The sequence below is a fragment of the Pseudorhodobacter aquimaris genome (genome assembly GCF_001202025.1).
GTDB lineage: Bacteria > Pseudomonadota > Alphaproteobacteria > Rhodobacterales > Rhodobacteraceae > Pseudorhodobacter > Pseudorhodobacter aquimaris.
The window spans coordinates 57,996-81,104 of the sequence record NZ_LGHS01000014.1; the positions used below are offsets into that span (position 1 = coordinate 57,996).

Sequence of the window (23,109 nt, forward strand, 5' to 3'; positions counted from 1 at the left end):
ATCAGGTCTCGATTTTGAATGTGGTTTCGACCCGTGGGCCCAGTAATGCGCGGATACCTTCGGCGGCAATTTGCAGCGCAAGGGCCGCCAGTCCCACGGTCAGCGCGGTATAGAACGGCCACATCAAGGGCGCCCACGGGCTGACATGTTCGACCTCGGCGGTGACAAAGGCGCGCCAGCTTCGCGTGCCTGCAATCGTGGCCAGCTTGGCAAAGACCGGACAGAGGATGAAAAGATAGATCACCCCGTCAATCCCCGCCCGCAACCGCACGGGAAATTTTGCGGCCAGAAAATCAATCCGCACATGGGCATCTTCGCGCAGCGCCTGCGCGGCGCCCAGCACAAAGAGCACCCCCGTGCTCATATAAGCGATGTCAAAGGCCCATTCGGTTGGCGCGCCAAAGGCATAGCGCGCCACCACTTCATAAAGCATGGAGCCGATCAGGATAAGCACCATTGCCTGTGCGATATATCCCAGAACAAGCGAGATACCGTCCGCGATTGCAAGAAACAGGTTTTTCATGATTGGCCCCTTGCGTGATTACTTGCCGTTGCGGATCAGATAGCCGCTTTCAGCCGTCCAACGGTCCATATAGGCGATGTAATCATCCAGAGTGGCGGCCATCTCGGGCTGATCGGCGGCTTTTTTCTTGATCCAGTCCAGACCTGCTGCAGAAAGCTCATCGGCAAAGGCGGGGTCAAGCGCGATCACCTCGGCGCTGCCACCGCGGAAAACCTCCATCGCCTTCATGTCCTGATCGTAAAAATTCAGGAGCGATTGCAAGGTTGTCAGCTCTGCCGCCGCCTCGATCTTGGGCTTGAGGGCATCATCCAGCGCGTCCCAGGTTTCCTGTTTCAGGACCACTTCCCAAAGGAAGGTCGGCTGGTGAACGCCGGGGGTGATGATATAGGGCGCTGCCTCATGGAAGCCTTCGGGAAGGTTGGCCGAGGGCGGACCCCATTCGATCGCATCCACGCCTTTGCGTTCCAGCAGGGTGTAAATCTCACCCGGGGGGACAACGGTGGGGACCGCGCCGAAATAATCGCGCATCACTTCGGCCCAAGGACCTGAGGTGCGGTATTTCAACCCTTTGAGATCCTCGGCGTTGCGGATCGGCTTGTTGGCATGGGCCATGATTTCCGACGATCCGATGCCCACGACCAGAGATTTGAACCCATCCGCATCCCGGATTTCCTGCAGCTTTTCCTTGCCGCCGCCCTCATAGATCCATGTGGCATAGGCCTCGGGGCCCATACCGCCGGGAAAGCCGGAAAAGATCGCGTTGATCGGGTTCTGGTTCACCAGATAGCTGGGCGTGGAATGTCCCGCCTCAACGATACCGTCGCGCACCCCGTCATAGACCTGAAGCGCAGGGACCAGAACGCCCGCGCCAAAGGGCTGTACCTCAACCGCGCCATCGGTCAGCACATCGACGTTATCGGCAAAACGTTCCAGAAAGTTGACGTAAAAAGGCGACCCCTCGGGCACCGATGTCGGCACGCGCCATGTGACATCCTGCGCCGAGGCCCCGGCCGCCAAAAGCGACAGGGCACCGGCCCAAGCCAGAGTTTTTGAATAATGGGTCATTGAGAGCTCCTCTGCTGGGGGCCGTCGATCGTTATGTTCTGACGGCTTAGGAGTGTTATGATAAACAAACTTCGCTTCATGTCGACATAAAAAATACTTCCAGCATCCAAAAAATTTGCCATTGCTGGAAAACGCACATGCGCAAAGGATGCCCCAAATCCATAGGGCATCCGATTTTTTATACATAAAAACAAAAGAGTGGTGTCAGAACCCGCTGACGCCAGGCAGCCATGTGGACAGCACCGGCACAAAGGTGATCAGCAACAACGCCAGGGCCAGCGCCAAAAAGAAGGGCGGCATTTCCTTGATCAGCGTCGTGGGCTTGATCCGCATGGTAGAGGAGACCACGAAAATCAGGCTGCCCACTGGCGGCGTGGTCAGGCCAAGCGTCAGGTTGACGATCACGATGATGGCGAAATGATCGGGGTCAATCCCCAAGGCAAGGCTAATCGGCGCAAGGATCGGCACCAGAATCATCACCCCCGGCAGCGGGTCCATGAACAGGCCAAAGATCAACAACAGCAGGTTCACCGCCAAGAGGAACACGATGGGCGACAGGTCCCATGCGATGATGGTCTCGGCCAGAAACTGCGGGATGCCCTCAATAATCAGCACCCATGCAAAGGCCCGCGCCGCGCCAAGGATCAGCAACACGGCGGTGGACACCAGCGCCGCCCGCAAGATGATGCCGGGCAAGTCCTTGATATGTAATGAGCGATAGATGAACATGCCCACAAACAGCGCATAGAATACCGCGATGACAGAGGCCTCTGTCGGGGTGAAAACGCCAAAGCGGATGCCGCCGACGATAAGCACCACCAAAAACAACGCAGGCACGGCATAGATCGCGACCCGTATGATCTCTTTGACCGGGGGCATCGGCGCGCCGCTGGCATATCCGCGCTTGTGGCTGACATAGGCATTGGCGACCAGAATAAGCACCGTAATCAGAATACCCGGCAAAACACCCGCCATAAACAGCGACCCGACCGAGACTTCTTGATCCTGCATCGCATAGATGATCATCGTTATAGAGGGCGGGATGATCGGCCCCACGACCGAGCTGGCGATCGTCAGCGCCCCCGCATAGGCACGGTGATAGCCGCCCTTTTCCATCATGCGGATCATCATCGTACCGGGCCCCGCCGCATCGGCCAGCGCGCTGCCGGAAATCCCCGCAAACATCGCCGAGCTGACAACATTGGCATGGCCCAGCCCGCCCTTGAGATGCCCGACCAGCGATTGCGCCAGCCGCAGCATCGCCAGCGTGATGGCCCCGCCGGTCATGATCTCGGCCGCCAGAACAAAGAAGGGCACGGCCAGCAGCGGAAAACTGTCCAGACCGGCAAACATCTCTTTGACGACAACAAGGTTCGGATAGCTGGAGCCAAAGCTCAGCGCCGCGAAAACCGCAATCGCCATCGCAAAGGCAACCGGCAGCCCGAGTGCCAGCAGGATGAACAGTGCCGGAAAGAGGATCTCAGCCATTTGCGCTTCCGGGTAGGGCGTCTGTGTCGCCGTGTTTGTATTCGCCCGCGGTGATAAAGGGCCGCGCGATCAGCATCAGGTGAAGGATCATCAGGGTAAATCCGACCGGCATCGCCGCATAGACATAGATGAAGGGGATGCGCATGGCAGGCGTCACCTGATATTGCATACGCTGCGCATATTGCATCCCGACATAGACCATAAAGCAAAAGAACAGCAAAAGCGTCAGGGTGATCGCCCCGCGCAGGATCTTTTGCCCCATATCGGGCAGCGCATCCTGAAGGTTGGTAATCGCAACATGCCCGCCCGTGCGCAGAACAAGCCCCGCACCGCTGAAGGTCATCCAGATCATCAGATAACGCGCGGCCTCATCCGCCCAAGGCAGGGAATGCGCGGTGGTATAGCGCAACAGGATATTCGCGCCCACAATCAACGACATCGCGGCAAGCATCACGATCAGCGCCCAGCCGTTCAGCGTGACAAAAATGGATTCGAGTTTTTTCAAGCTGCACCTTAGGGGTCACAAACCGGCGCCCAAGCGGAGGCGCCGGTTGTTTCGGGTCACTTAAACGATACGATAGAGTCGACCAGTTCCTGGCCATAAGTCTCATAGTATCCTTCATAAGCGGATTTGATCGAGGCTTGGAATGCCGCTTTTTCCTCGGCGGTGAGGGCGTTCACTTCCATGCCGCGCTCTTTCAATGTTTCAACCCCGGTGGTTTCAACATCATCGACAAAGCCGCGCATCGCAACCGCAGCCTCGGTCGCGGCTTTTTCCACCGCGGCCTTTTGGGTGTCATCCAGACCTTCCCAGAACGGCTTGGACACCAGCAGCATTGCGGGCGAATAAACATGCCCCGAGATCGTCAGATATTTCTGGACCTCGTTCAGCTTGACCGAAACAATCACCGAAAGCGGGTTTTCCTGCCCGTCGATCACGCCCTGCTGCAAAGAGGAAACCACCTCGGGCCATGCCATCGGCGTTGGCGCGGCACCCATGGCATCAAAGGCCGCCAGATGGACCGGATTTTCCATGGTGCGGATTTTCAGCCCCTCAACATCGGCGGGGGTGTGGATCGGGTTGCGGTTGTTGGTGATATGGCGAAAGCCTTGCTCACCCCATGCCAGCCCGTGCAGGCCGACATTGTCGAATTTGGCAAGAATGTCCTGACCGATCGGCCCGTCCAGAACAGCGCGGGCATGGTCCAGCCCGCTGAACAGAAAGGGGATGTCGAAAACGCCGGTATCCGGCACGAAATTGGCCAAAGTGCCGGAGGAGACAATCGTCGCCTCAATCGTGCCGATTTGCAGCCCCTCGATCACCTCACGCTCACCGCCAAGACCCGAAGACGGGAAATGCGTCACCTTGAACTGATCGCCGGTCTCACCCAGCAAAACCTCTTCGAATTTCTTGGCAGCAACGCCGTAATGGCTGTCGGGGGCCAGCGCATAGCCCATCTTGATTTCGGTCTGTGCAAAGGCCGGACCGCCGATGGCAACAACAGCGCCTGCAACGGCCAGACTGCGGATAGTGAATGTCATGGATAACCTCCCAGTTAAATTTGGATAAGTGCTATAGAAGCCGGGTCAGAGTGGCAAGCCTGCCGCTGATTATCCCCGCGCGTTACTGCGCCCCCGGTTTTCGGAAAATCGATACCAGCTCTGGCACATAGTCCTGACCGTGGCCCGCCTCAACCGCGCTTGAAATTGCCGCGGACACGCTGTCGGCCACGGGCTTTTGTGCGCCTGCATCGGTGGCCATGGCGCGGTAGTAATCAATATCTTTTTGCGCGTTGCTGATGAAAAACGGCAAGCCCTCGCGGTCGCCCTTGGTGATATAGGGGGCCAGCCGGTCAAGCGCGGCCGATGCGCCGCCGCCGTGGGCCAGCACATCCACGAAAACCTGCGGGTCAATGTCGGCATCGGCGGCCTGTGCGGCGGCCTCGGCCAGCAAGGTCATGAAACCGATGGACACATAGTTATGCAAAAGCTTTAACCGGTGCCCATGCCCCAGCGCGCCGACATGTTCGACGCTGTCGGTAAAAGAGGCCAGCACCGGCCGCACCTTGTCCAGATCGGCAGGGTCGCCCCCGACCAAAAGGTTCAGCGTACCCTCATGGGCATGTTTGGCGGTGCGCGTCATCGGCGCGTCGATGTAATGGCCACCGGCGGCGCGAATGGCCGCGCCCATCCGCAGGGTGGAATCGGGCAGCGCGGTAGAGCAATCGACAATCACCGACCCCGCTTTGAGGCCGGACAAAATCCCGTTTTCACCCGTGACAATCGCCTCAACCTGTGGTGAGCCGGTGACGCAGAGGATGATCACATCACAGGCCGCCGCAATATCCGCAGGCGTGGCACAGGCGCGCGCGCCAAGGGAGGTCAGCTCCTCTACCGGCTGGTTGCCGGGGTGGTCCAGAAACCGCAGGGCAAAGCCACCCCGTTTCAACACATTGCGCGCGATGCCATGGCCCATAAGCCCGACGCCTATAATTCCGACCTGCATCCTGTTCTCCTTTGGTGCTGGGGTGGGCATATCAATCGGCATTGATCCAGATGGCCTTGGTATCAAGGTATTCTTCCATATGCTCCATCCCGCCCTCGCGGCCATAGCCCGACATTTTCACCCCGCCAAAGGGCACGGCCGGATCAATCGCGTGATACATGTTCACCCAAACCGACCCTGCCTTGAGACGGTTTGCCAGCTTATGCGCCGTGCCCAGATGGGTTGAAAACACCCCCGCCGCAAGCCCGTAAGGCGTGGCATTGGCGCGGGTGACCACCTCATCCAGCGTATCGAAGGGCAGGGCGGAAATCACCGGGCCGAAGATCTCTTCGCGGGCGACGGACATCTGGTCGGTCACATTGCCAAAAACGGTGGGCTGGATGTAATGCCCCCCCGCCAGATCTGGCCCCTCGGCCTTGGCACCACCGGCCACGACCTGCGCGCCCTCATTCGGGCCAGCGGCAAGATAGCCCGCAATCCGCTCCGCCTGCCGCGCCGAGATGATCGGGCCGATATCGGTATCGGCGGCAACCCCGTGGCCGATTTTCAGGCCCTTGGCAAAATCGGCCAGACGGCGCAGGAATTCATCGTGGATCTCACGCGCGACAAACAGGCGCGACCCCGCAATGCAGATCTGGCCGGAGTTTGCGAAAACCGCCATCGCGGCAACCGGCACCGCCTTGTCAATATCGGCGTCCTTGCAGACGATCACCGGCGATTTGCCGCCCAGCTCCAGCGAGACACGCTTGAGGTTGCCGGTCGCGGCACGGGCGATGGCCTGACCTGTGGCGGTAGAGCCGGTAAAGACGATCTTGTCCACGCCCGGATGGGCGGCAAGGGCGGCCCCCGCCGTATCGCCATGGCCGGTGACAATGTTCAAAACCCCGTCCGGCAGCCCCGCCTCTTGCATGATCCGCGCGATCATCAAAACAGTAAGCGAGGCCTCCTCGGAGGGTTTCAAAACCACGGTACAGCCGGTCGCAATCGCCGGTGCGATTTTCCAGACAGAGCCCGCAATCGGCGCATTCCACGGGATGATCGCCCCGACCACGCCAATAGGTTCGCGCACGGTCGAGGAATAGATCTCACCGGGGAAAGAGTTGGGGATGGTGTTGCCGTGGATCATCACCGCTTGTCCGGCATAAAACCGCAGCATCCCCAGAACCCGGCGGCTGTTGGCAAGGGTACGCTGGATCGGCATCCCCATATCCAGAGTGTCCGACAGACAAAGGGTTTCCCATTCGGCCTCAAACCTCTCGGCGATGCGCAGCAAAAGGGCCTGACGCTCAAAGGGGGTGAATTTGGACCACGGCCCCTCAAAGGCCTTGCGCGCGGCGGTAACGGCGCGGTCGATATCGGCGCTATCGCCCTCTGGGACGGTCGCCAAAAGCGCGCCATTGGCGGGATTGCGTGCCTCAAGGGTTTTGCCGGATCGGGCTTCGCACCAGTTGCCATCTATGAACATCGGGCGAAATTCCCCGCGATAGAGGTCACTTGCCAAAGCAGTCCAGTCTTTCATGTCTTCTCCCTTGCCTTGCGGCAGTTGATCTTTGCGCCAAGGTCGGGGTGTTTGGTCGCAAACCTCGGGGATCATCTTTTGAACCCGGTGGCGGGGTTTGTCCATGGCTTTTTCGGCTGCATTTGCCGGGTTCTGGCCGTGATCAAAAGCCCAGGGTGGCGGTCACTGCGCGTTTCCATGCGGCGTATTTTTTGGCCCGCTGATCCTGATCCATCACCGGCAGGAATTGCCGGTCAAGCGCCCAGCCTTTGGAAAACTCTGCCTGATCGGGATAGAGCCCGACATGCATCCCCGCCAGCCATGCCGCACCAAGGGCGGTGCTTTCCAGCTCTTGCGGGCGGTCAACGGGGGCGTTGATGATGTCGGACAAAAACTGCATCGTCCAGTCAGAGGCGCTCATACCGCCATCGACCCGCAAGACGGCCTCGCCTCCCTGTCCGGTCTCGTGGCCGGCCCAATCCTCATGCATGGCCTCAAGCAGGTCGCGGGTCTGATAGCCGACGCTTTCGAGGGCCGCCCGTGCCAGCTCTGCGGGGCCGGAGTTGCGCGTCAGCCCGAAAACCGCACCGCGACAGTCTGCGTTCCAATAGGGCGCGCCAAGGCCGGTAAAGGCAGGGACCAGCACGACCTGCTGCGCGGGATCGGCGCTCTCGGCCAGGGGTTGGGTTTGGCGTGCCTCCTCAATAATTTTCAGCCCGTCACGCAGCCATTGCACCACGGCACCGGCCACAAAAATAGACCCCTCCAGCGCATAGGTCGGTTTGCCGTTCAGCTGATAGGCGATGGTGGTCAGCAAGCGGTTGGTGCTGGTGATCGGGGTCTCTCCGGTGTTCAAAAGCGCGAAACAGCCGGTGCCATAGGTGGCCTTGATCATCCCCGGCGCAAAGCAGGCCTGGCCCAAGGTCGCGGCTTGTTGATCGCCCGCCACACCGGCAACGGGGATGGCCGCGCCGAACAGATCGGGGCGGGTCTGGCCGAAATCATCGGCGCAATCCTTGACCTCGGGCAGCATTTGCATCGGGATGCCCAGCAGGTCGCAGATCGTGCTGCTCCATAGGCCTTTGCGGATATCATAAAGCATGGTGCGCGCGGCATTGGTGGCATCGGTGGCATGAACAGCCCCCCCCGTCAGATGCCAGATCAGAAAGCTGTCGACGGTGCCGAACAACAGCTCCCCTTTTTCGGCCCGTGTCCGCGCGCCCTCAACATGATCGAGGATCCATTTCAGTTTCGTGCTTGAGAAATAAGGATCAATCAACAATCCGGTGCGGTCGTTGATCATCTTTTCGTGGCCCGCCTCACGCAATGTGCGGCAGGTATCGGCGGTGCGACGATCCTGCCAGACGATGGCGTTATGGATGGCCTTGCCGGTGGTGCGGTCCCAGACCAGAGTGGTTTCGCGCTGGTTGGTGATGCCGATTGCGGCGATATCCGTGGCGGCAATGCCGGTGGTCTCCATCACCTCATGACAGGTGGTGACGACGGTTTGCCAAAGATCCTCGGGGTCATGTTCCACCCAGCCGGAGTCAGGGTAATGCTGGTAAACTCTCGCTGTGCGCTGCCAACACGTTGCATCTTCGCATCATAAAGGATGGCGCGGCTGGAGGTGGTTCCCTGATCAATGGCGAGGATATGGGTCATATGGTCACCCTTTGGTCGAAACAGTTTCGGACGCACGGGCGGATTTCATCCATGTGTCCAGCGTGGCAATCTCATCGGCGGTCATGCGCAACCCCAGACGGGAACGGCGCCAGACGACATCCTCGGCGGTGCGAGCGTATTCGCGTTCCATCAACCAGCGGATTTCCCGCTCGGTCAATGTGGCGGCGAAGGGGTGGCCAAGGTCCTGTTCGGTTTTCGCATCGCCAAGAATGTTGCGCGCATCGGTGCCATAAGCGCGGATCAGACGGCGCGCCCAAAAGGCATCAAGGAAGGGATAGGCCTTGCGCAGATCGGCAATCAGCGCATCGACGCCGTCCACCGGAAAATCCCCGCCCGGAAGGCTGACGCCCGCCGTCCAATCGGGGCGGGGGCTGGTGATATAGGGTGCAAGGGCCGCCAATGCGGATTCGGCCAGCCTGCGGTAGGTGGTGATCTTGCCGCCAAAAACATTCAACAGCGGCGCGCCGCCATCGGTATTCACCTTCAACACATAATCGCGCGTCGCCGCCGTGGCCGAGGACGCCCCGTCATCATAAAGCGGACGCACGCCGGAATAGGTCCAGACGATATCCTCTTTCTCAACCGGCTTCTTGAAATAGCTGGAGGCGAAATTGCGCAGATAATCGGCCTCTGCCTCGGTGCATTCGGGCGGGGTCGATGGGTCGTCATGATCGGCATCGGTGGTGCCGATCAGGGTAAAGTCAGTCTCATAGGGGATGGCGAAAATGATGCGGCCATCCTCACCCTGAAAGAAATAGCATTTGTCATGGTCGAACAGCTTGCGCGTCACGATATGGCTGCCGCGGACCAGCCGCACGCCCTCGGTCGAATTGATCCGCACCTTGGAACGGATCACATCCTGCACCCATGGCCCGCCTGCATTGACCAGCATCCGCGCGGTGAAACGCCGCGTCTCGCCGCTGTCCGCATCCTCGGTGGTGATCTGCCAAAGATCGCCGACACGTTCGGCGGATGTAACCTTGGTGCGGGTCATGATCTGTGCGCCGCGCGCCTCGGCATCGCGGGCATTCAGGACCACAAGGCGGCTGTCCTCAATCCAGCAATCGGAATATTCATAGGCCTTGGTAAAGCGGTCCTGCAAAACCGCGCCGACCGGATCACTGGTCAGATCCACGGTCGAGGTCGCAGGCAGGATCTTGCGGTTGCCCAGATTGTCATAAAGAAACAGACCAAAGCGGATCAGCCAGGCGGGCCTGCGCCCCTTGGTCCATGGCATCACGATGTTCAAAATGCGCGACGTTGGTGTGTCCCCGTCAAAGCGCATATCCTTGTGATAGGGCAGCACAAACCGCTTGGGCCAACTGATATGCGGCATCGCCTGCAACAGGGTTTCACGCTCTTTCAACGCCTCACGGACCAGCCGGACCTCAAAAAACTCAAGATAGCGCAATCCGCCGTGGAACAGCTTGGTCGAGGCCGAAGAGGTGGCACTTGCCAGATCGTTCATCTCGGCCAGTGCGACGCTTAGTCCGCGACCCGTGGCATCGCGCGCAATGCCGCAGCCGTTGATGCCGCCGCCAATGACGAAAAGGTCGAGTGTTTCGGGGTTTTGTTGTGATGGCAAAATTGCCTCCTCACCAAAGGATTAGGGTCTAGGCTGCGTTCAGAAAGCCGGTCATCAACTGGCCGACCTCCTCGCGGCGGGAATACATCACCAGATGGCCTGCTGGAAAGATCTTCAGCTTGGCATCGGGAATAAGCGAGGCCAACAGGATCTGGTTGGGAACGGGTATCAGCATATCACCCGCGCCTGCAATGATCTGGGTGGGTTGTGTCAATCGGTGCAGCCACGGCAGGCTGCTCCAGCTGCACATGGCTTTGACCTGCGCGGAATAGCCTTCATAGGTCGGGCGGATCGCGTGGCGGGAATATGCGCGGAACAGTTCGGGATGCAAGATCGCCTCACCGCCATACATGAAGGGGCCGATGAAATTGCCATAGGCCTTGTTGAAATAGCGCCAGGGAAACATGATCTCGGCCAGGGCCACGGGCGATCCCCACCAGCTTGCGATCCCGCCCGCCGAGGTGATGGCCAGCACCAGCTTGCGGCAACGGTCCGGCAGGTCATGCGCGATTTGCTGGGCCAGCGCACCCCCCCATGAGATGCCCAAAATATCAAAGCGGTCCACGCCCAGTTCATCCAGAACCGCGCGCAACATCAAGGCATGATCCTGCATCGATGCCCCATGGTCGGGCGTATCAGAGCGCCCGACACCGGCGGCGTCAAAGCTGATGATCGGACGTTCGGGCAGCGCCTCCATCATCGGCAAGAGCATCTCAATCGCCTGACCCAAGCCGTTGCAGATCACAAGTGGTGGCCCCGCCTTGTCGAGATCGCGGGTAAAGACACGCAACCGATGCCCCCCGGCTTTGATAAAGCGGAACTCGTCACCGGCGCGCGTTGGAAGATCCTGTGTCATAATCGCTTTCTTATGCTTTGGCCGTGCCGTTCAGCCCTGTTGAGGCACCTGTTCCAGAACATAGGTTCCGGGGGCAGGCGCCAGCGCGGGGTGGTTGCGGTTGCCCGGCTTGGCGGGGGCGGGCTTTTCGGTGCCGTTGTTTTTCTCGGCCAGCCACGTCAGCCAATGGGGCCACCAGCTGCCTTCTATGCGGGTGGCGCCGGCTTGCCAATCCTCGGGGCCTTGGGTGCGATCGCCGCCGGTCAGGAAATAACGCCGGTTGCGCTCGGGGTGGTTGATCACCGTGCCCGAAACATGGCCGCCCGTTGTCAGCACAAATTCGGTATCCCCCGAGACCAGCCCCGTCGCAAGATAAGACGTCTTCCACGGCACGATATGATCGGCGGTGGCGGCGACGAAATAACAGGGCACATCAATGTTGCGGGTATCCACAGGCGTGTCCAGCAAGGTCAGCGCGCCCGGCTCCTTGAGCTTGTTGGCCAGATACATTTCCTCGGTGTAATAGGAATACCATTTGGCCGGCAGGTTGGATGTATCGGCGTTCCAGTACAAAATATCAAAGGGCAGCGGGGATTTGCCTTTGAGGTAATTGCCAACGACAAAGCCCCAGATGGATTCGTTGACATGCAGCATCGCCATCGCGGCGGCAATATCACGCCCCGGCGCCACTCCGGCGGTTTCAAGCCGTTTGTTATAGGCTTGCAGTTGTGGCTGGTCGATAAACACCTCTACCTGCCCCGGATCGGCAAAATCGATCATCGAGGAGAGGAAAGTCGCCGTGCCGACATGGGTCTTTTGTTCGGGTTTCATCACGGCCAGCGCGGCCAGCAACATGGTGCCGCCATTGCACCATGACAACAGATCAACCTTTGCACCCTTTACGATATCGGTGGTCACATCAAGGGCGGCAAAGATCCCGTCGCGCAGGTAATCGTTCCAATCGAGATCGCGCGTCTCCGGCCCCGGATTGCGCCATGCGATGGTAAACACGCTATGGCCCTGATCCAGCAAATAGCGGATCATGGATTTTTTCTCATTTATGTCAAAGATATAGAATTTGTTGACACAGGGCGGGATGATCAGAATGGGGTTGGAGCGGACCTTGTCGGTACGTGGTTGATACTGGATCAGCTCAAACAGCTCATTGCGGAAAATCACCGACCCCGGCGTGTTGGCCAGATTGCCGCCGACGGTAAAGGCGGTCTCATCCGTGGTGGTGATATAGCCCTTTTCCAGATCCGCCAGCATGTTGCGGAACCCGTCGACAAGGCTCTGCCCGTTGGTTTCGCGCGCCAGCTTCAGAACCTCGGGGTTGGTCAACGCGAAGTTAGAGGGCGCCATCGCATCGGCGGCCACACGGGTATAAAAGCTGAGCTTGCGCTGGTCATGCGCGGGCAGACCGGCCCTATCGGCGAAATCGGCCATGGCCTTGGCCGTCAGCATGTAAGACTGGTGCAGAAAGGGAAAGATCCCCTCGTTCCAGTCATCGGCCTTGAACCGCGCGTCCGTGCTCGGCTCGGCACTCTCGGCGGTAAGGCTGCGTTGCCAAAGCCGGGCCATCTCGGTCTGATAGGCCATCCAGCTTTGCATCCAGTTTCCCAAACCCTGAGGCGAGAGGATCGCCTGAAGGGTCTTGGACATCTCGCCGGTCATCTGCGCGGTTTTCTCGGGGTCGATACCCGCAAACAAGGGATGGGTCTTGGCGGCCTCTTTCATCAATGTGGCAAAGGCGTCAGCGGCGTGTTTATCCATGGCGTATTCCTTGTTTGCGGCTATGCGGTATCAGCTTCCTGTTTGAATCCAATATTCGTCACGCAGCATCCGTTTGAGCAGCTTGCCCGTGGCCGTGCGCGGCAGATCGGTCCGAAAATCAATGCTGCGAGGACATTTGATGGAAGAAAGCCGCGTTCTGCAATGGGAAATCAACGCGTCTTGCAAAGCGGGGGAGCCATCTTGCCCCGGCATCAGCTGTACAATCGCTTTTACTTCCTCGCCGAAATCCTCATTCGGGACGCCGATTACGACCGCATCCATAACCGCAGGATGGTCCAGCCCTGCGCATTGGTGGTTGAGGCGGTCAGATGGGTGCTGATGGTTGTGTAAAACAGCCCAACCCGGTCGGCGGCAAAGCATAGCTCCAGAAACTCGCGCCGGTTTTCCATAAGGAAAGCAACGTGATCTCCGTCCTTCAGACCGAGTGACCGCAACTGATGCGCGCCCTGATTGGCCCGCGCCCCTCAGTTGCGCAAAGGTGACATCCTCACCCCGTGGTGCACATCTGGAAGGCCAGCTTGTCAGGCGTAGTCAGGGCATGAGTGCGGGGGTGATATGGCAGGGTCGTCATGGTCAAAATCCGATCAGTGTTTTGCCAAAGTTATCGCCCGTTTTCAGATGGCTCATCGCTGCCTTGAGGTCGGCAAAGCCAAAGGTTTCGCCAAGCACGGGATGGATCTGATGCTGTGCCATGGCTTTCATCATCGCCTCCAGCCCGTCACGGTGGCCGACGGTGACGCCTTGCAGACGGACCTGCCGCGCGACAATCGGGCCAAGCGAGGCCTCCAGCTTGCGCCCCGAAAGCACACCGATCATCGAGAGCGTCCCACCCGGCCGCACCGCCCGCAGCGAGAGCGGAAGCGTGGTCTCGCCGGCCATCACCCCGTCAATCGGCCCCCCTAGCGAGGAGGCACGCCGCGCAGGGCTTGGCGCGCCGCCGGTCCAGTTCTGGAAATAGGTGGGGCAAACGCGGGCGTCCAGGGCCACACGGGTGACACCTTCGCCGATGGCGACGACCTCTCCGACACCGTCGCAAACGGGGATCAGAGGCAGGTTGCCCGTCGCGCGGCCATAGCCCCGTTCAGGCACGATCAGATTCCGAGAGTTGAGCGCGGCCATCCGCCAGATCGGTTTCGGCCCGCGCCATGCCTCAACCGCCATCGTCTATGCGCAATGCAACCAGAACGACGACAGGCGCCTTCGAGTTTGGTCGCCCGCATCTCTATCGCGGCAAAGTCAGAGCCGGAGGTCTTTTCCGTCAGCGCCGTGCAGGCGGTTTGGCAACCGTCCAGCAAGGCCGGAAGGTATTTCGTCTTAACGGCCGACGCCGCGCATTGTGATAGTTTATGGGTGTTGACGAGCGACATCGCAAAACCGAAATCGGACGCCGCCAACACCTCAGAGGTCGCGGCCTTTAGGGCATAGCTGTGGCCCCGCCCCCCGTCCGCAACCGGAACCTTGATGGCCGTCAGGCCCAAGGCGGCGGCCTGCGGGGCTACCACTTGCGCGGCGAAATCACGGGTCCGGGCAAGGGTGTCGGTTTCGGCGGCGGTCAGGGTCATCATGTCCGCCGTGGCAGCGTGGCGCGGATCACATCCAGCAGCCCGACAATCCCGCGCGGCATAAAGCGCGCCCGTCAGCCCTGCAAACATCGCCGAGGTGACAAAGGCAAAGTAATGCCCCTTGACCTGCAGGCCGGGATAGCCGATGGCCAGCGTGAAAATCGCGGTCACAAAGGGCGCAAGGGTGATGGTCATCCAGACCGGAAGCCCGAAATGCATCCCCATCAAGGCGGTGCATCACGGTTTTCAGCTACGGCACCGGCCGCCTGAACGGCCCTGGTTTTCTCGACAAATACCGTCATGCCAAGGATCAGCGCCGCCGCCAGAATGACGTAAAGCCGCAATTCGGGAATGGTCACGCCGCCGATGTTGAACACATGGTTGAAATTGGTCGGGATGACGATCTGCTCGGCACCAAAGAATTGCAGGTTGATCCCCTCAACCATCATCATCAGGCCAAGCGCTACGATAAAGGCGTTGATGTGGTTGGCCTTTCGTACGGGGCGGTAGGCCAAAAGCGCGATCGCGACCCCCAGAACCATCCCGACCAGCAAGGCCAGAAGAATGGCCGGCAACAGCAAAAACCCCTGACCCGTTACAAGAAAGAAGGTCAGATAGCCGTCGAACATCGATACCGACCCATGCGCGAAATGGCCAATGCCCGGAATGCCAAACACGGTTGTAAGGCCAAGTGCGATCAGCACATAGACACCGCCAATCGCAATGCCGTTGATAATTTGTTGAATGATCTCAATTATTTCACTTCTCTTTTCTCGCTAAACCGCGCAGGGCGGCGGCAACGGCCTCGGTGTCGTCAACATCGCCTGCGGCCTCTAGCGCGTCTTTTTGCGCATAGGTCTGGTCATGGTCATATGGGTAGCTTGGCGAGGGCGCGATGCCAAATTTCCGGGTGAAATTCTTATGGTAGGCGGTGCCGTTGTCGGTGGCCGAAAGCAGGGTCAGCTCTGTCGGGCGCAGGTCCCGGACGCCTTCCATCTGGTCGGAATTGGCCACGCGCTGGAATTGCCCACGCTGCCGCTGGTAAAGCCGAAACGCGGCACGTCGATGCCCAGTTCGACCGACTGGCGATAGATAAAGGCGGCAGGTTCCACATAGCCGACAACAAGGATCGCATCGGGTTCAAGGCTGCGGATTTTGGTCAGTTGCGGGGTCATGTCGCGGTCTTTGAGGCCAAAGGATTCGCGGGTGATGACCTCCAGATATATAGGTGCCGTCGCCCACCTTGACGCCGCCGCTTGCGTTGATCTCTTCGGCGGCCATTTCCACCGATTGCGATTGCGGCAGGCCGCAAACAGCCGCGCCGCCAATCGCCAGCATCTCTTGCTCCCCGCCCGAGAGCGTGCCTGCCGCCTGACCGGCACGGGTGCGCAGGATCGGGAACATATCCATCATTTCCTCAACGTCTTGCGCCTGCTCGTTATCCTTGTGCGAATAGGCGCCCATGCGCAGGTTTTGCAGAACCGCCATTTGCGGAAACACCTGCCGCCCGTCGGGGCGCATGGCGATGCCGCGGCTGCGGATCGATTTGATCAGCTCGCTCAGGGTTTTGCGTTCATGCGAGATAAGCCCTGCGGCCGGTTCATCCAGCAAGACCAGCTTGGGATCGGCGGCAAGGGCGGTGGCGATCATCAAGAGCCACTGCTCTCCCGAGGACATTGTGCTGACCTTTTTATCCGCGATCCGGTGCAGATCGGCCAGATGCAGGATGTCGTCGATACGCGCCTCGACGGCCTCTTCCTCATGGCTGCTGCTGCCCAGCCGGAAAACCGAGGCCAGAGGGTTGGATTTCAGCGTGGCGCAGGGCCTTAACCTGATCCAGGCGGGGCTGGACCAGGTGGCGAACAGGCGGGGTTTGGTGCGTGTTGCCGTGCTGCCGATGTTTGCCAGCAGGTGGCTGTCACTGCGGCTGAGCCTGATGTGGGAGGCGCAACCGGGGGGATTGGCCCGGTTTTCATGTGATCCGGCTGTGGAACGAAGAGCTGGTCGCGGTTTGCAGCGCTGAATATCGCAAGGCCCATGCGATCAAGGATCTTTCCGACCTCAGGACCTGCACGGTACTGCATGTCGATGACAAACGCATGTGGTCAGAGGTGTTCGCATGTGGTCAGAGGTGTTGAAAAACAACCTGATAGAGGCCCCTGCACCGCACCGCGAGATCTTGTTGGAGGACCGGCACTTTCAGTTGAACGCGACCATCGACGGGCTTGGGGTCTCGCTTTTCTCCAAGCGGATGATCCAGCCAGAGCTGGACGCAGGCGTTTTGGTTCAGCTCTTTGATCAGACGTTCAAAAGCTCTTTTGCCTATCATCTTGTTGTCCCCAAAGAGACAATCCTGTCGCCCGCAGCAACCGGTTTCAAAGACTGGCTTTTGCAGCTGTGCCGCAGCGGGGCTGATGCTGCGTAAATTCCCCGAGGTGTCGGTCGCTTCATCTGGTCTTTTGCCGTGACAGGTCTTATCGGACCAAAGCCAGCTGAAATGTTTTGAAAGATCCCTGAATGGAAATTGCAGTTATCGGAAATATTCACCCCCGCGGGATCGCGTTTCTGGAAAATACGCCCGGTATCACTCCGGTCATCGTTGACGAGAATGACAGCGCCGGCGTCATCGCCGCCACCCGGACCGCGACCGCGATCCTGATCAGAACCCTGCCCCTTACGGCCGCGCATATCGACGCTGCGCAAAACCTAAAGATCGTCTCGCGGCATGGCGTGGGGATCGACAATATCGACCTTGAGGCGCTGAACCGCCGTGCAATTCCCTTGACGGTGATCGGGGATCAAAACGCGGTAACGGTTGCCGAACATACGTTTTACCTGATGCTTGCGGCGACCAAGATGGGGCTGCGCTATGACAAGGCGACGCGCGTGGGCAATTGGGGGTTTCGCGATGCGCTGGCCGCGCGCGATCTGGCGGGCAAGACGCTTTTGGTGGTGGGTATGGGCCGGATCGGTGCCCTGGTTGCCAAACGTGCCGAGGCCTTTGGCATGAAAATCGCTTATTGCAACAGATCGACAGGTCCGGGCAGCCATGATCCCAATTGGACCAAGGTCAGCCTTGCCGAGGGGTTGCAAGAGGCCGATGTTGTCAGCATCCATGTTCCCTTGATGCCCGCCACCTGCAATTTGATCGGGGAGAAGGCCTTGGCGATGATGAAGCCCTCTGCGGTGCTTGTCTCCACCGCGCGGGGTGGCGTGGTGGATGAGGCGGCCTTGGCGCGCGCCCTTGCCAGCGGAGAGATTCGTGCAGCAGGCCTTGATGTGTTTGCACAAGAGCCGGTGTCGATGGACAATCCGTTGCTTGCGCTGGACAATATCATCCTGTCACCACATATGGCCGCGATGAGCGATGATGGCGCGGCGCGTATGGCGCTGACGGCGGCGCAAAACTGTCTGGACGGGATCAATGGGCGGCTGGACCTTTCGTTGGTCGTCAACCCGCAGGTGCTTGTGCAGGCCGGATGATTTATCCCGACTGGTGGATTGGCGGGATCTAGTCCCAGCTGGCCCGTGCCTCCATCGCCACTGGCCCGTCGGGTGCGGCGGTCCAGAGCATAAGGTCATCCCCCTGCCTTTGCGCATGTAAAAAGAAGCTGCCCCCGCCAAAAATCGGGGCCATGCTGCGAAACGAAAACCCTGTCGGCGCGCGGCCCATCAGGTCACCGGCATATTGCGCCAAAAGCATCGCCTGCAACGGACCATGAACCACAAGGCCGGGATAGAATTCCTCCTCCCGCGCATAGGGTTGATCGTAATGGATGCGGTGGCCGTTGAAGGTTAGCGCCGAATAGCGAAACAAAAACGCCGGTGAGGCGCTGATTTCGCGCCGCTCGTCGCCTTGCGGGGCAGGGGTCGGTGCAGGATTGGCATTGCCGGTTGGTGCATCACGGTAAACGATGTCTTGGCGCTCGCTTAGGATGGGGCCGTGCGGGCTGCTGAAATCATGGCGCAGGGTCACAAAACACAGCGGGCCCGAACGCCCGCTTTTCATGCTCACATCCTCAATCACCGAGCGACGCGTGATGTCCTCGCCTATCTTTGGTGCCGAGTGAAACCGCAGCGCGCCGCCTGCCCACATTCGGCGTGGCAAGGGCACCGGCGGCAAAAACCCGCCGCGCGTCGGGTGGCCATCGGGGCCAAGCTCCGCCGTGGGCACAAGAGGTTGGCACAGGCAGTGATGTGTCAACAGCGGCGCGTCAGCCCCTTCCTCGGTCGGGCCCTGACGGTCAAGCGTGGCATAAAGACGTTGCACCAGCGTCGGTGTCAGAACCTCATGTGCGTGATCTTTGCGTCCGATCCATTGGCGCAGATGGTCGATATCAAGTGTCATACCCTAATCCTCTAACGGGTTCAGCGCGGGCACCGGCCCAAAGCCGTGCGGATCATCGCCCCATATCGGCGCAGGGGCGGGCATGGAAACCGGCCCCGCCTCGGTTTCCACCGTGATGCGCCGCAGATGCGGGTGATTGGACAGCCCGCCCATATCATTCAGCTGGGCCAGCGCCACATCCGCCCGGCTTAGGGCGGCAACCGCCTCGGGGGCGGTCATGCGGGCAAAGGCCGCGCTAATAATTGCGTCGGTCTCATCGCGGTTTTGCACCCGGTCGATGTTGCGGGCAAAACGCGGATCGGTCACAAAGTCGGGCGCCTGCAAGAACAGGTTGCACAGGTTTTTCCATTCCCGATCACTTTGCACCGACAGCAGGATCTGCGCGCCATCCTTGGCGGTGAACACGCCGTAGGGTGCAATGGACGGATGGGCAAGGCCGATGCGTTTGGGGCTGTTGCCCGCCTCATGGTTCAAAAGGGGCACCGTCAGCCAATCCGCCATCACGTCAAACATAGAGATAGAGATATTGGCCCCTTGCCCCGTCACCGCACGACGCAACAATGCCTCAAGGATCGCGGCATGGGCGGTGGCACCCGTGGCGATATCGACAATAGAGATGCCAACGCGGGCCGGTTCGGACGGGCCACCGGTGATCGAACACAGCCCCGATTCCGCCTGCACCAGCAGGTCATAGGCCTTACGATCGGCCATCGGCCCACCCTCGCCATACCCAGTGATAGAGCAGCAGATCAGATGCGCAAACTCATCGGCCAGCCGTTCCGGCCCAAAGCCAAGCCGGTCAAGCGCGCCCCGTTTGAGGTTTTGCACCAGCACATCCGCACCGGCCAGCAGTTCGGCCAGCACCTCTTTGCCCTTGGGCGATGCCAGATCAAGCGTCTGGGAGGTCTTGCCCCGGTTTAGCCAGACGAAATAGCTCGACTGCCCCCTGGCCACGCTGTCATAGCCGCGCGCGAAATCGCCCTCGGGGCGTTCGATCTTGATAACTTCGGCCCCCGCATCGGCAAGGCGCGCGGTGCAAAACGGTGCGGCGACGGCCTGTTCAATAGAGACAACCTTGATCCCTTCCAGCGGCCGCATCAAAACGACCTCGGCAGACCAAGGATATGTTCGGCCACATAAGACAGGATGAGGTTGGTCGAGATCGGCGCAACCTGATAGAGCCGCGTTTCGCGGAATTTCCGCTCAATATCATATTCGCAGGCAAAGCCGAACCCGCCGTGGAATTGCAAACAGGCATTCGCCGCCTCCCATGAGGCTTTGGCGGCAAGGTATTTCGCCATATTCGCCTCAGCCCCGCAAGGCTGGCCTGCGTCATAAAGCGCGCAGGCCTTTTGGCGCATCAGGTTGGCGGCTTCGATCTCGATATAGGCTTCGGCAATCGGGAATTGGACACCCTGGTTCTGGCCGATCGGACGGCCGAAAACCTCACGTTCCTTGACATAACGCACAACGCGGTCGGTGAACCAATAGCCGTCGCCAATACATTCCGCCGCGATCAGCGTGCGCTCGGCATTCAGGCCGGTCAGGATGTATTTGAAACCCTTGCCCTCTTCCCCGATCAGGTTTTCTTCGGGGATTTCGAGGTTGTCAAAGAACAGCTCATTGGTCTCATGGTTGACCATATTCAGGATCGGCTGCACCCGCATCCCCGATTTCATCGCCTCTTTGATATCAACGATAAAGATCGAAAGCCCTTCGGATTTTTTCTTGACCTCGGACAGCGGCGTGGTGCGCGCCAGCAGGATCATCAGGTCGGAATGCTGCACCCGGCTGATCCAGACCTTTTGGCCGTTGATGACGTATTTATCGCCCTTTTTGACGGCGGTGGTTTTCAGCTGGGTGGTATCGGTGCCGGTTGTCGGCTCGGTCACGCCCATGGATTGCAGGCGCAACTCGCCGCTGGCAATGCGGGGCAGGTATTTCTGGCGCTGTGCCTCTGATCCGTGGCGCACCAGCGTGTTCATATTGTACATCTGGCCGTGGCAGGCCCCCGAATTGCCGCCCGCGCGGTTGATCTCTTCCATGATCACAGCCGCTTCGGTCAGCCCAAGGCCCGATCCGCCGTATTCCTCGGGGATAAGCGCCGCCATCCAGCCGGCTTTGGTCAGCGCCTCCACGAACTCTTCGGGATAGCCGCGCTGCTCGTCGATCTTGCGGTGATATTCGTCAGGGAAATCTGCGCAAAGGGCGCGGACCGCATCGCGGATATCTTGGAAATCATTTGCGTCGTGCTGATACAACGGAAGGCTCCTCGGTGTTTTGGCGTCAAGAGGGGTTTTCCTGATTGTCTGACAGGGCGACTCATTTAACAAATATCTGAATGGCCTTTCAGATATGCCTGATCGGCATGGCCGGTTGGGGCCGAAATGCAAAAGACGGCCCTTGGGGGGCCGCCTTGGAAACCGTTCAAACGTCGTGCCTTTGGCTTAAATCGGGTCCCAGCAAAAGGTATCCGCCGAAACATCCAGCGGCACATAGCTGCCCCGCAGTGCCGGGATCGCATGGCTGCGCACGCTGTCCAGATCCCAGCCCTCGCCGCGGTGGACCGAACGGGTGGGGCGCGGCTGTGACATCAGGAAAATCTCGTTGTTGCGCACGGCAAAGATCTGGCCCGTGGTATCGGCGCCCTCATCCGATGCCAGATAGAGCGCGATTGGCGCGATCTTTTCCGGGGCCATTTCCTTCATCCGGTTCACGCGCGCCTCTTGTTCGGGGCTGTCGACCTTGATCGAAGAGGTCATCCGGCTCCAGGCAAAGGGGGCGATGCAATTGGACCGGATGTTCCAGCGCCGCAGATCCAGCGCGATGGATTTTGACAAGGCCGCAATGCCCAGTTTCGCGGCCGAATAATTGGCCTGTGCCAGATTACCGATCAGCCCCGAGGTAGAGGTCATATGGATCAGACTGCCGGAACCTTGCTCGCGCATCACATCTGCTGCCGCGCGGCTGGTGTTGAAGGTGCCGTAAAGATGGACTTTCACCACCGCGTCGAAATCCTCATAGGTCATCTTGTGAAAGAAGCAATCGCGTAGGATGCCCGCGTTATTGACCACCGCATCCAGCCGGCCAAAGCTGTCTGTGGCCTGCCGCACCATGGCCTGCGCACCCTCCTGTATGGAAACATCGTCGCCATTGGCCACGGCCTTGCCGCCCAGCTTTTCGATCTCGGTGACGGTTTGCTCGGCGGCGGCGCTGGAGTCGCGCTTGCCGTCAAGCGATGCGCCGATGTCATTCACGACAACCGAAGCCCCCGCCTTTGCGGCCTCCAGCGCTATGGCCCGCCCGATCCCGCCGCCTGCGCCCGTTACAAGGACGACCTTTCCGCCAAGGGGTTTTGGTTCTGACATATATCCTCCGTTATGTGGTCTGATCATGGGTCATTCAGCGGCCCGCCGGGCGCACGAAAAGACAGCGTTCAACCAGCTGGGCGGCCTCGGCCAGGGCCTTGCCGACCTCGGTCAGGCTGGCGTCGTCGTGCTGTGCGGCAATGGTGATGCTACTCATCCCCAGACGGGGGATACCGGCCCCGTCGCGGGCGACAGAGGCGACGATATCAAGCCCGCGAAACAATTGCCCGCGATCGCGGCCAAAGCCGGTGGCCTTGGCGGTGGCGACATCCTGCCAATAGGCGTCAAAATCGGGCGCTTGTTGCCAGCGCACGGCGTCGAACCCTTTGCGGGTCGCGGCTTTGCCCAGCCCCAGCGTGGCGGCGTAACAGCGCCCGACTGCGCCTGCAAAGACCGGCAGGCGGGTGTTTCGGGCGATCACGGCCTGCACGATATTGGGGGCGGTGAACCTGTCGATCAGCACGATCCGCTCTTGCGGGGTGATCTGCCACAGGGCGATCACCACCTTATGATCCTGCGCGATATTGTTCAGCGTCGAGCGCAACAGATCCGACGGGTTCGCACCCAGCAGTGGGGCCGCCAGCTCCATCAATCCCATGCCGACACGGTAGGCCTTGGTCGCCGGATCAAAGCTGAGCAACCCCTCATGCGCCAGCGTGCGCAGGATGTTGAACGCCGAAGAAACATTCATATCCGTTTCCCGCGCAATCTGCGTGGCCCCCATGGGGCGGTTGGTTGTGGCCAGCAGGCGCATGATCATCATGGCGTTTTGCACGGCAGGTACGGGTTTATGGCTTTGGTCGTCTGTCATATAATTCCCTGAACAGAATATAATTTACTATACAGAATAATCC

Annotated in this window: 25 protein-coding genes and 2 pseudogenes; 3 read left to right on the forward strand and 24 right to left on the reverse strand. The window is 59.8% G+C overall.

Annotated elements, in window-relative coordinates:
• Position 1 precedes the first annotated feature (1 nt).
• The 19 genes and pseudogenes from AKU94_RS02380 to AKU94_RS20135 form a co-directional block, all read right to left on the reverse strand.
• Positions 2-523, reverse strand: coding sequence for a TRAP transporter small permease subunit (locus AKU94_RS02380; protein WP_050525755.1), 522 nt, complete (start codon positions 521-523; stop codon positions 2-4).
• 18 nt (positions 524-541) lie between these two features.
• Positions 542-1,588 carry a TRAP transporter substrate-binding protein DctP gene (gene dctP, locus AKU94_RS02385; RefSeq protein WP_050525756.1) on the reverse strand — a complete coding sequence of 349 codons (1,047 nt, stop codon included), beginning with the start codon at positions 1,586-1,588 and terminating at the stop codon, positions 542-544.
• 204 nt (positions 1,589-1,792) lie between these two features.
• The gene (locus AKU94_RS02390; RefSeq protein ID WP_050525757.1) at positions 1,793-3,076 is read right to left on the reverse strand and encodes a TRAP transporter large permease; all 1,284 of its coding nucleotides are present in this window, start codon (positions 3,074-3,076) and stop codon (positions 1,793-1,795) included.
• The gene (locus AKU94_RS02395; RefSeq protein WP_050525758.1) at positions 3,069-3,581 is read right to left on the reverse strand and encodes a TRAP transporter small permease; all 513 of its coding nucleotides are present in this window, start codon (positions 3,579-3,581) and stop codon (positions 3,069-3,071) included. Before AKU94_RS02395 ends, AKU94_RS02390 begins: the two co-directional genes overlap by 8 nt.
• 56 nt (positions 3,582-3,637) lie before the next feature.
• Positions 3,638-4,618 carry a TRAP transporter substrate-binding protein gene (locus AKU94_RS02400; RefSeq protein ID WP_050525759.1) on the reverse strand — a complete coding sequence of 327 codons (981 nt, stop codon included), beginning with the start codon at positions 4,616-4,618 and terminating at the stop codon, positions 3,638-3,640.
• A gap of 82 nt (positions 4,619-4,700) precedes the next feature.
• Complete coding sequence (locus AKU94_RS02405) at positions 4,701-5,582, reverse strand: NAD(P)-dependent oxidoreductase (protein WP_050525760.1); 882 nt, start codon at positions 5,580-5,582, stop codon at positions 4,701-4,703.
• 31 nt (positions 5,583-5,613) lie between these two features.
• The gene (locus tag AKU94_RS02410) at positions 5,614-7,101 is read right to left on the reverse strand and encodes an aldehyde dehydrogenase family protein (RefSeq protein WP_050525807.1); all 1,488 of its coding nucleotides are present in this window, start codon (positions 7,099-7,101) and stop codon (positions 5,614-5,616) included.
• A gap of 142 nt (positions 7,102-7,243) precedes the next feature.
• Positions 7,244-8,742: pseudogene (glpK, locus tag AKU94_RS02415) on the reverse strand (glycerol kinase GlpK).
• 4 nt (positions 8,743-8,746) lie between these two features.
• The gene (glpD, locus tag AKU94_RS02420; RefSeq protein ID WP_050525761.1) at positions 8,747-10,348 is read right to left on the reverse strand and encodes a glycerol-3-phosphate dehydrogenase; all 1,602 of its coding nucleotides are present in this window, start codon (positions 10,346-10,348) and stop codon (positions 8,747-8,749) included.
• 28 nt (positions 10,349-10,376) lie between these two features.
• Positions 10,377-11,204: an alpha/beta fold hydrolase gene (locus AKU94_RS02425; protein ID WP_050525762.1), complete on the reverse strand. Its 828-nt coding sequence runs from the start codon at positions 11,202-11,204 to the stop codon at positions 10,377-10,379.
• Between the two features lie 30 nt (positions 11,205-11,234).
• Positions 11,235-12,956, reverse strand: a complete 1,722-nt coding sequence (locus AKU94_RS02430; protein ID WP_050525763.1) for a PHA/PHB synthase family protein — start codon at positions 12,954-12,956, stop codon at positions 11,235-11,237.
• A gap of 30 nt (positions 12,957-12,986) precedes the next feature.
• Positions 12,987-13,238 carry an AMP-binding enzyme gene (locus AKU94_RS02435; RefSeq protein WP_050525764.1) on the reverse strand — a complete coding sequence of 84 codons (252 nt, stop codon included), beginning with the start codon at positions 13,236-13,238 and terminating at the stop codon, positions 12,987-12,989.
• Positions 13,223-13,426 (reverse strand): annotated as a pseudogene (locus AKU94_RS20120) (AMP-binding protein); the annotation flags it as partial. The gene AKU94_RS02435 and the pseudogene AKU94_RS20120, both read right to left, overlap by 16 nt.
• A 124-nt stretch (positions 13,427-13,550) precedes the next feature.
• On the reverse strand, positions 13,551-14,138 hold the full coding sequence (locus AKU94_RS02440; RefSeq protein ID WP_083444888.1) for a zinc-binding dehydrogenase: 588 nt from the start codon (positions 14,136-14,138) through the stop codon (positions 13,551-13,553).
• Entirely contained in the window at positions 14,069-14,758 is a 690-nt protein-coding gene (locus tag AKU94_RS18875; protein ID WP_232295654.1) for an acyl-CoA dehydrogenase family protein, read from the reverse strand. Before AKU94_RS18875 ends, AKU94_RS02440 begins: the two co-directional genes overlap by 70 nt.
• A 5-nt stretch (positions 14,759-14,763) precedes the next feature.
• Entirely contained in the window at positions 14,764-15,243 is a 480-nt protein-coding gene (locus tag AKU94_RS02445; protein ID WP_232295655.1) for a branched-chain amino acid ABC transporter permease, read from the reverse strand.
• Between the two features lie 55 nt (positions 15,244-15,298).
• Positions 15,299-15,535 (reverse strand): type 1 periplasmic-binding domain-containing protein, encoded by a 237-nt coding sequence (locus AKU94_RS20125; RefSeq protein WP_050525766.1) that lies wholly within the window; start codon positions 15,533-15,535, stop codon positions 15,299-15,301.
• Positions 15,499-15,714, reverse strand: a complete 216-nt coding sequence (locus AKU94_RS20130) for a hypothetical protein (protein WP_050525767.1) — start codon at positions 15,712-15,714, stop codon at positions 15,499-15,501. Before AKU94_RS20130 ends, AKU94_RS20125 begins: the two co-directional genes overlap by 37 nt.
• A complete protein-coding gene (locus AKU94_RS20135; RefSeq protein WP_332307199.1) occupies positions 15,680-16,375 on the reverse strand; it encodes an ATP-binding cassette domain-containing protein in 696 nt (231 codons plus the stop codon). The genes AKU94_RS20130 and AKU94_RS20135 overlap by 35 nt, the downstream gene beginning before the upstream one ends.
• On the opposite strand from AKU94_RS20135, the gene AKU94_RS20140 reads away from it, so the two are divergent.
• The 3 genes from AKU94_RS20140 to AKU94_RS02475 all read left to right on the forward strand — a co-directional run bounded on the left by AKU94_RS20140 (position 16,266) and on the right by AKU94_RS02475 (position 18,022).
• Positions 16,266-16,562 (forward strand): hypothetical protein, encoded by a 297-nt coding sequence (locus AKU94_RS20140; RefSeq protein ID WP_050525769.1) that lies wholly within the window; start codon positions 16,266-16,268, stop codon positions 16,560-16,562. The two genes, AKU94_RS20135 and AKU94_RS20140, sit on opposite strands and share 110 nt — an antisense overlap.
• Positions 16,563-16,658: 96 nt before the next feature.
• Positions 16,659-16,964, forward strand: coding sequence for a LysR substrate-binding domain-containing protein (locus AKU94_RS02470; RefSeq protein WP_050525770.1), 306 nt, complete (start codon positions 16,659-16,661; stop codon positions 16,962-16,964).
• 92 nt (positions 16,965-17,056) lie between these two features.
• On the forward strand, positions 17,057-18,022 hold the full coding sequence (locus AKU94_RS02475) for a hydroxyacid dehydrogenase (RefSeq protein ID WP_050525771.1): 966 nt from the start codon (positions 17,057-17,059) through the stop codon (positions 18,020-18,022).
• A 28-nt stretch (positions 18,023-18,050) separates the two neighbouring features.
• Here the strand turns inward: AKU94_RS02475 and AKU94_RS02480 are convergent, their stop codons facing one another.
• The 5 genes from AKU94_RS02480 to AKU94_RS02500 form a co-directional block, all read right to left on the reverse strand.
• Positions 18,051-18,887, reverse strand: coding sequence for an FAS1-like dehydratase domain-containing protein (locus AKU94_RS02480; RefSeq protein WP_050525772.1), 837 nt, complete (start codon positions 18,885-18,887; stop codon positions 18,051-18,053).
• A gap of 3 nt (positions 18,888-18,890) precedes the next feature.
• A complete protein-coding gene (locus AKU94_RS02485) occupies positions 18,891-19,985 on the reverse strand; it encodes a CaiB/BaiF CoA transferase family protein (RefSeq protein WP_050525773.1) in 1,095 nt (364 codons plus the stop codon).
• Positions 19,985-21,148 (reverse strand): acyl-CoA dehydrogenase family protein, encoded by a 1,164-nt coding sequence (locus AKU94_RS02490; protein WP_050525774.1) that lies wholly within the window; start codon positions 21,146-21,148, stop codon positions 19,985-19,987. Before AKU94_RS02490 ends, AKU94_RS02485 begins: the two co-directional genes overlap by 1 nt.
• Positions 21,149-21,334: 186 nt before the next feature.
• A complete protein-coding gene (locus tag AKU94_RS02495) occupies positions 21,335-22,255 on the reverse strand; it encodes an SDR family NAD(P)-dependent oxidoreductase (protein ID WP_050525775.1) in 921 nt (306 codons plus the stop codon).
• A gap of 34 nt (positions 22,256-22,289) precedes the next feature.
• Complete coding sequence (locus tag AKU94_RS02500) at positions 22,290-23,066, reverse strand: IclR family transcriptional regulator (protein ID WP_083444889.1); 777 nt, start codon at positions 23,064-23,066, stop codon at positions 22,290-22,292.
• Between the last annotated feature and the right edge of the window lie 43 nt (positions 23,067-23,109).

Excerpts from the sequence above, each read along its gene's own strand:
- AKU94_RS02380 (WP_050525755.1), bottom strand. The coding sequence starts at position 523 with ATGAAAAACCTGTTTCTTGCAATCGCGGACGGTATCTCGCTTGTTCTG.
- AKU94_RS02435 (WP_050525764.1), bottom strand. The coding sequence starts at position 13,238 with ATGGATGCGGTCGTAATCGGCGTCCCGAATGAGGATTTCGGCGAGGAA.
- AKU94_RS02425 (WP_050525762.1), bottom strand. The coding sequence starts at position 11,204 with ATGACACAGGATCTTCCAACGCGCGCCGGTGACGAGTTCCGCTTTATC.
- AKU94_RS20140 (WP_050525769.1), top strand. The coding sequence starts at position 16,266 with ATGTCGTCGATACGCGCCTCGACGGCCTCTTCCTCATGGCTGCTGCTG.
- dctP (WP_050525756.1), bottom strand. The coding sequence starts at position 1,588 with ATGACCCATTATTCAAAAACTCTGGCTTGGGCCGGTGCCCTGTCGCTT.
- AKU94_RS02400 (WP_050525759.1), bottom strand. The coding sequence starts at position 4,618 with ATGACATTCACTATCCGCAGTCTGGCCGTTGCAGGCGCTGTTGTTGCC.
- AKU94_RS02475 (WP_050525771.1), top strand. The coding sequence starts at position 17,057 with ATGGAAATTGCAGTTATCGGAAATATTCACCCCCGCGGGATCGCGTTT.
- AKU94_RS02405 (WP_050525760.1), bottom strand. The coding sequence starts at position 5,582 with ATGCAGGTCGGAATTATAGGCGTCGGGCTTATGGGCCATGGCATCGCG.
- AKU94_RS18875 (WP_232295654.1), bottom strand. The coding sequence starts at position 14,758 with ATGCATTTCGGGCTTCCGGTCTGGATGACCATCACCCTTGCGCCCTTT.
- AKU94_RS02480 (WP_050525772.1), bottom strand. The coding sequence starts at position 18,887 with ATGACACTTGATATCGACCATCTGCGCCAATGGATCGGACGCAAAGAT.
- AKU94_RS02410 (WP_050525807.1), bottom strand. The coding sequence starts at position 7,101 with ATGAAAGACTGGACTGCTTTGGCAAGTGACCTCTATCGCGGGGAATTT.
- AKU94_RS20130 (WP_050525767.1), bottom strand. The coding sequence starts at position 15,714 with ATGACCCCGCAACTGACCAAAATCCGCAGCCTTGAACCCGATGCGATC.
- AKU94_RS02485 (WP_050525773.1), bottom strand. The coding sequence starts at position 19,985 with ATGCGGCCGCTGGAAGGGATCAAGGTTGTCTCTATTGAACAGGCCGTC.
- AKU94_RS02500 (WP_083444889.1), bottom strand. The coding sequence starts at position 23,066 with ATGACAGACGACCAAAGCCATAAACCCGTACCTGCCGTGCAAAACGCC.
- AKU94_RS02440 (WP_083444888.1), bottom strand. The coding sequence starts at position 14,138 with ATGGCGGTTGAGGCATGGCGCGGGCCGAAACCGATCTGGCGGATGGCC.
- AKU94_RS02430 (WP_050525763.1), bottom strand. The coding sequence starts at position 12,956 with ATGGATAAACACGCCGCTGACGCCTTTGCCACATTGATGAAAGAGGCC.
- AKU94_RS20125 (WP_050525766.1), bottom strand. The coding sequence starts at position 15,535 with ATGGAAGGCGTCCGGGACCTGCGCCCGACAGAGCTGACCCTGCTTTCG.
- AKU94_RS02390 (WP_050525757.1), bottom strand. The coding sequence starts at position 3,076 with ATGGCTGAGATCCTCTTTCCGGCACTGTTCATCCTGCTGGCACTCGGG.
- AKU94_RS02470 (WP_050525770.1), top strand. The coding sequence starts at position 16,659 with ATGTGGTCAGAGGTGTTGAAAAACAACCTGATAGAGGCCCCTGCACCG.
- AKU94_RS02495 (WP_050525775.1), bottom strand. The coding sequence starts at position 22,255 with ATGTCAGAACCAAAACCCCTTGGCGGAAAGGTCGTCCTTGTAACGGGC.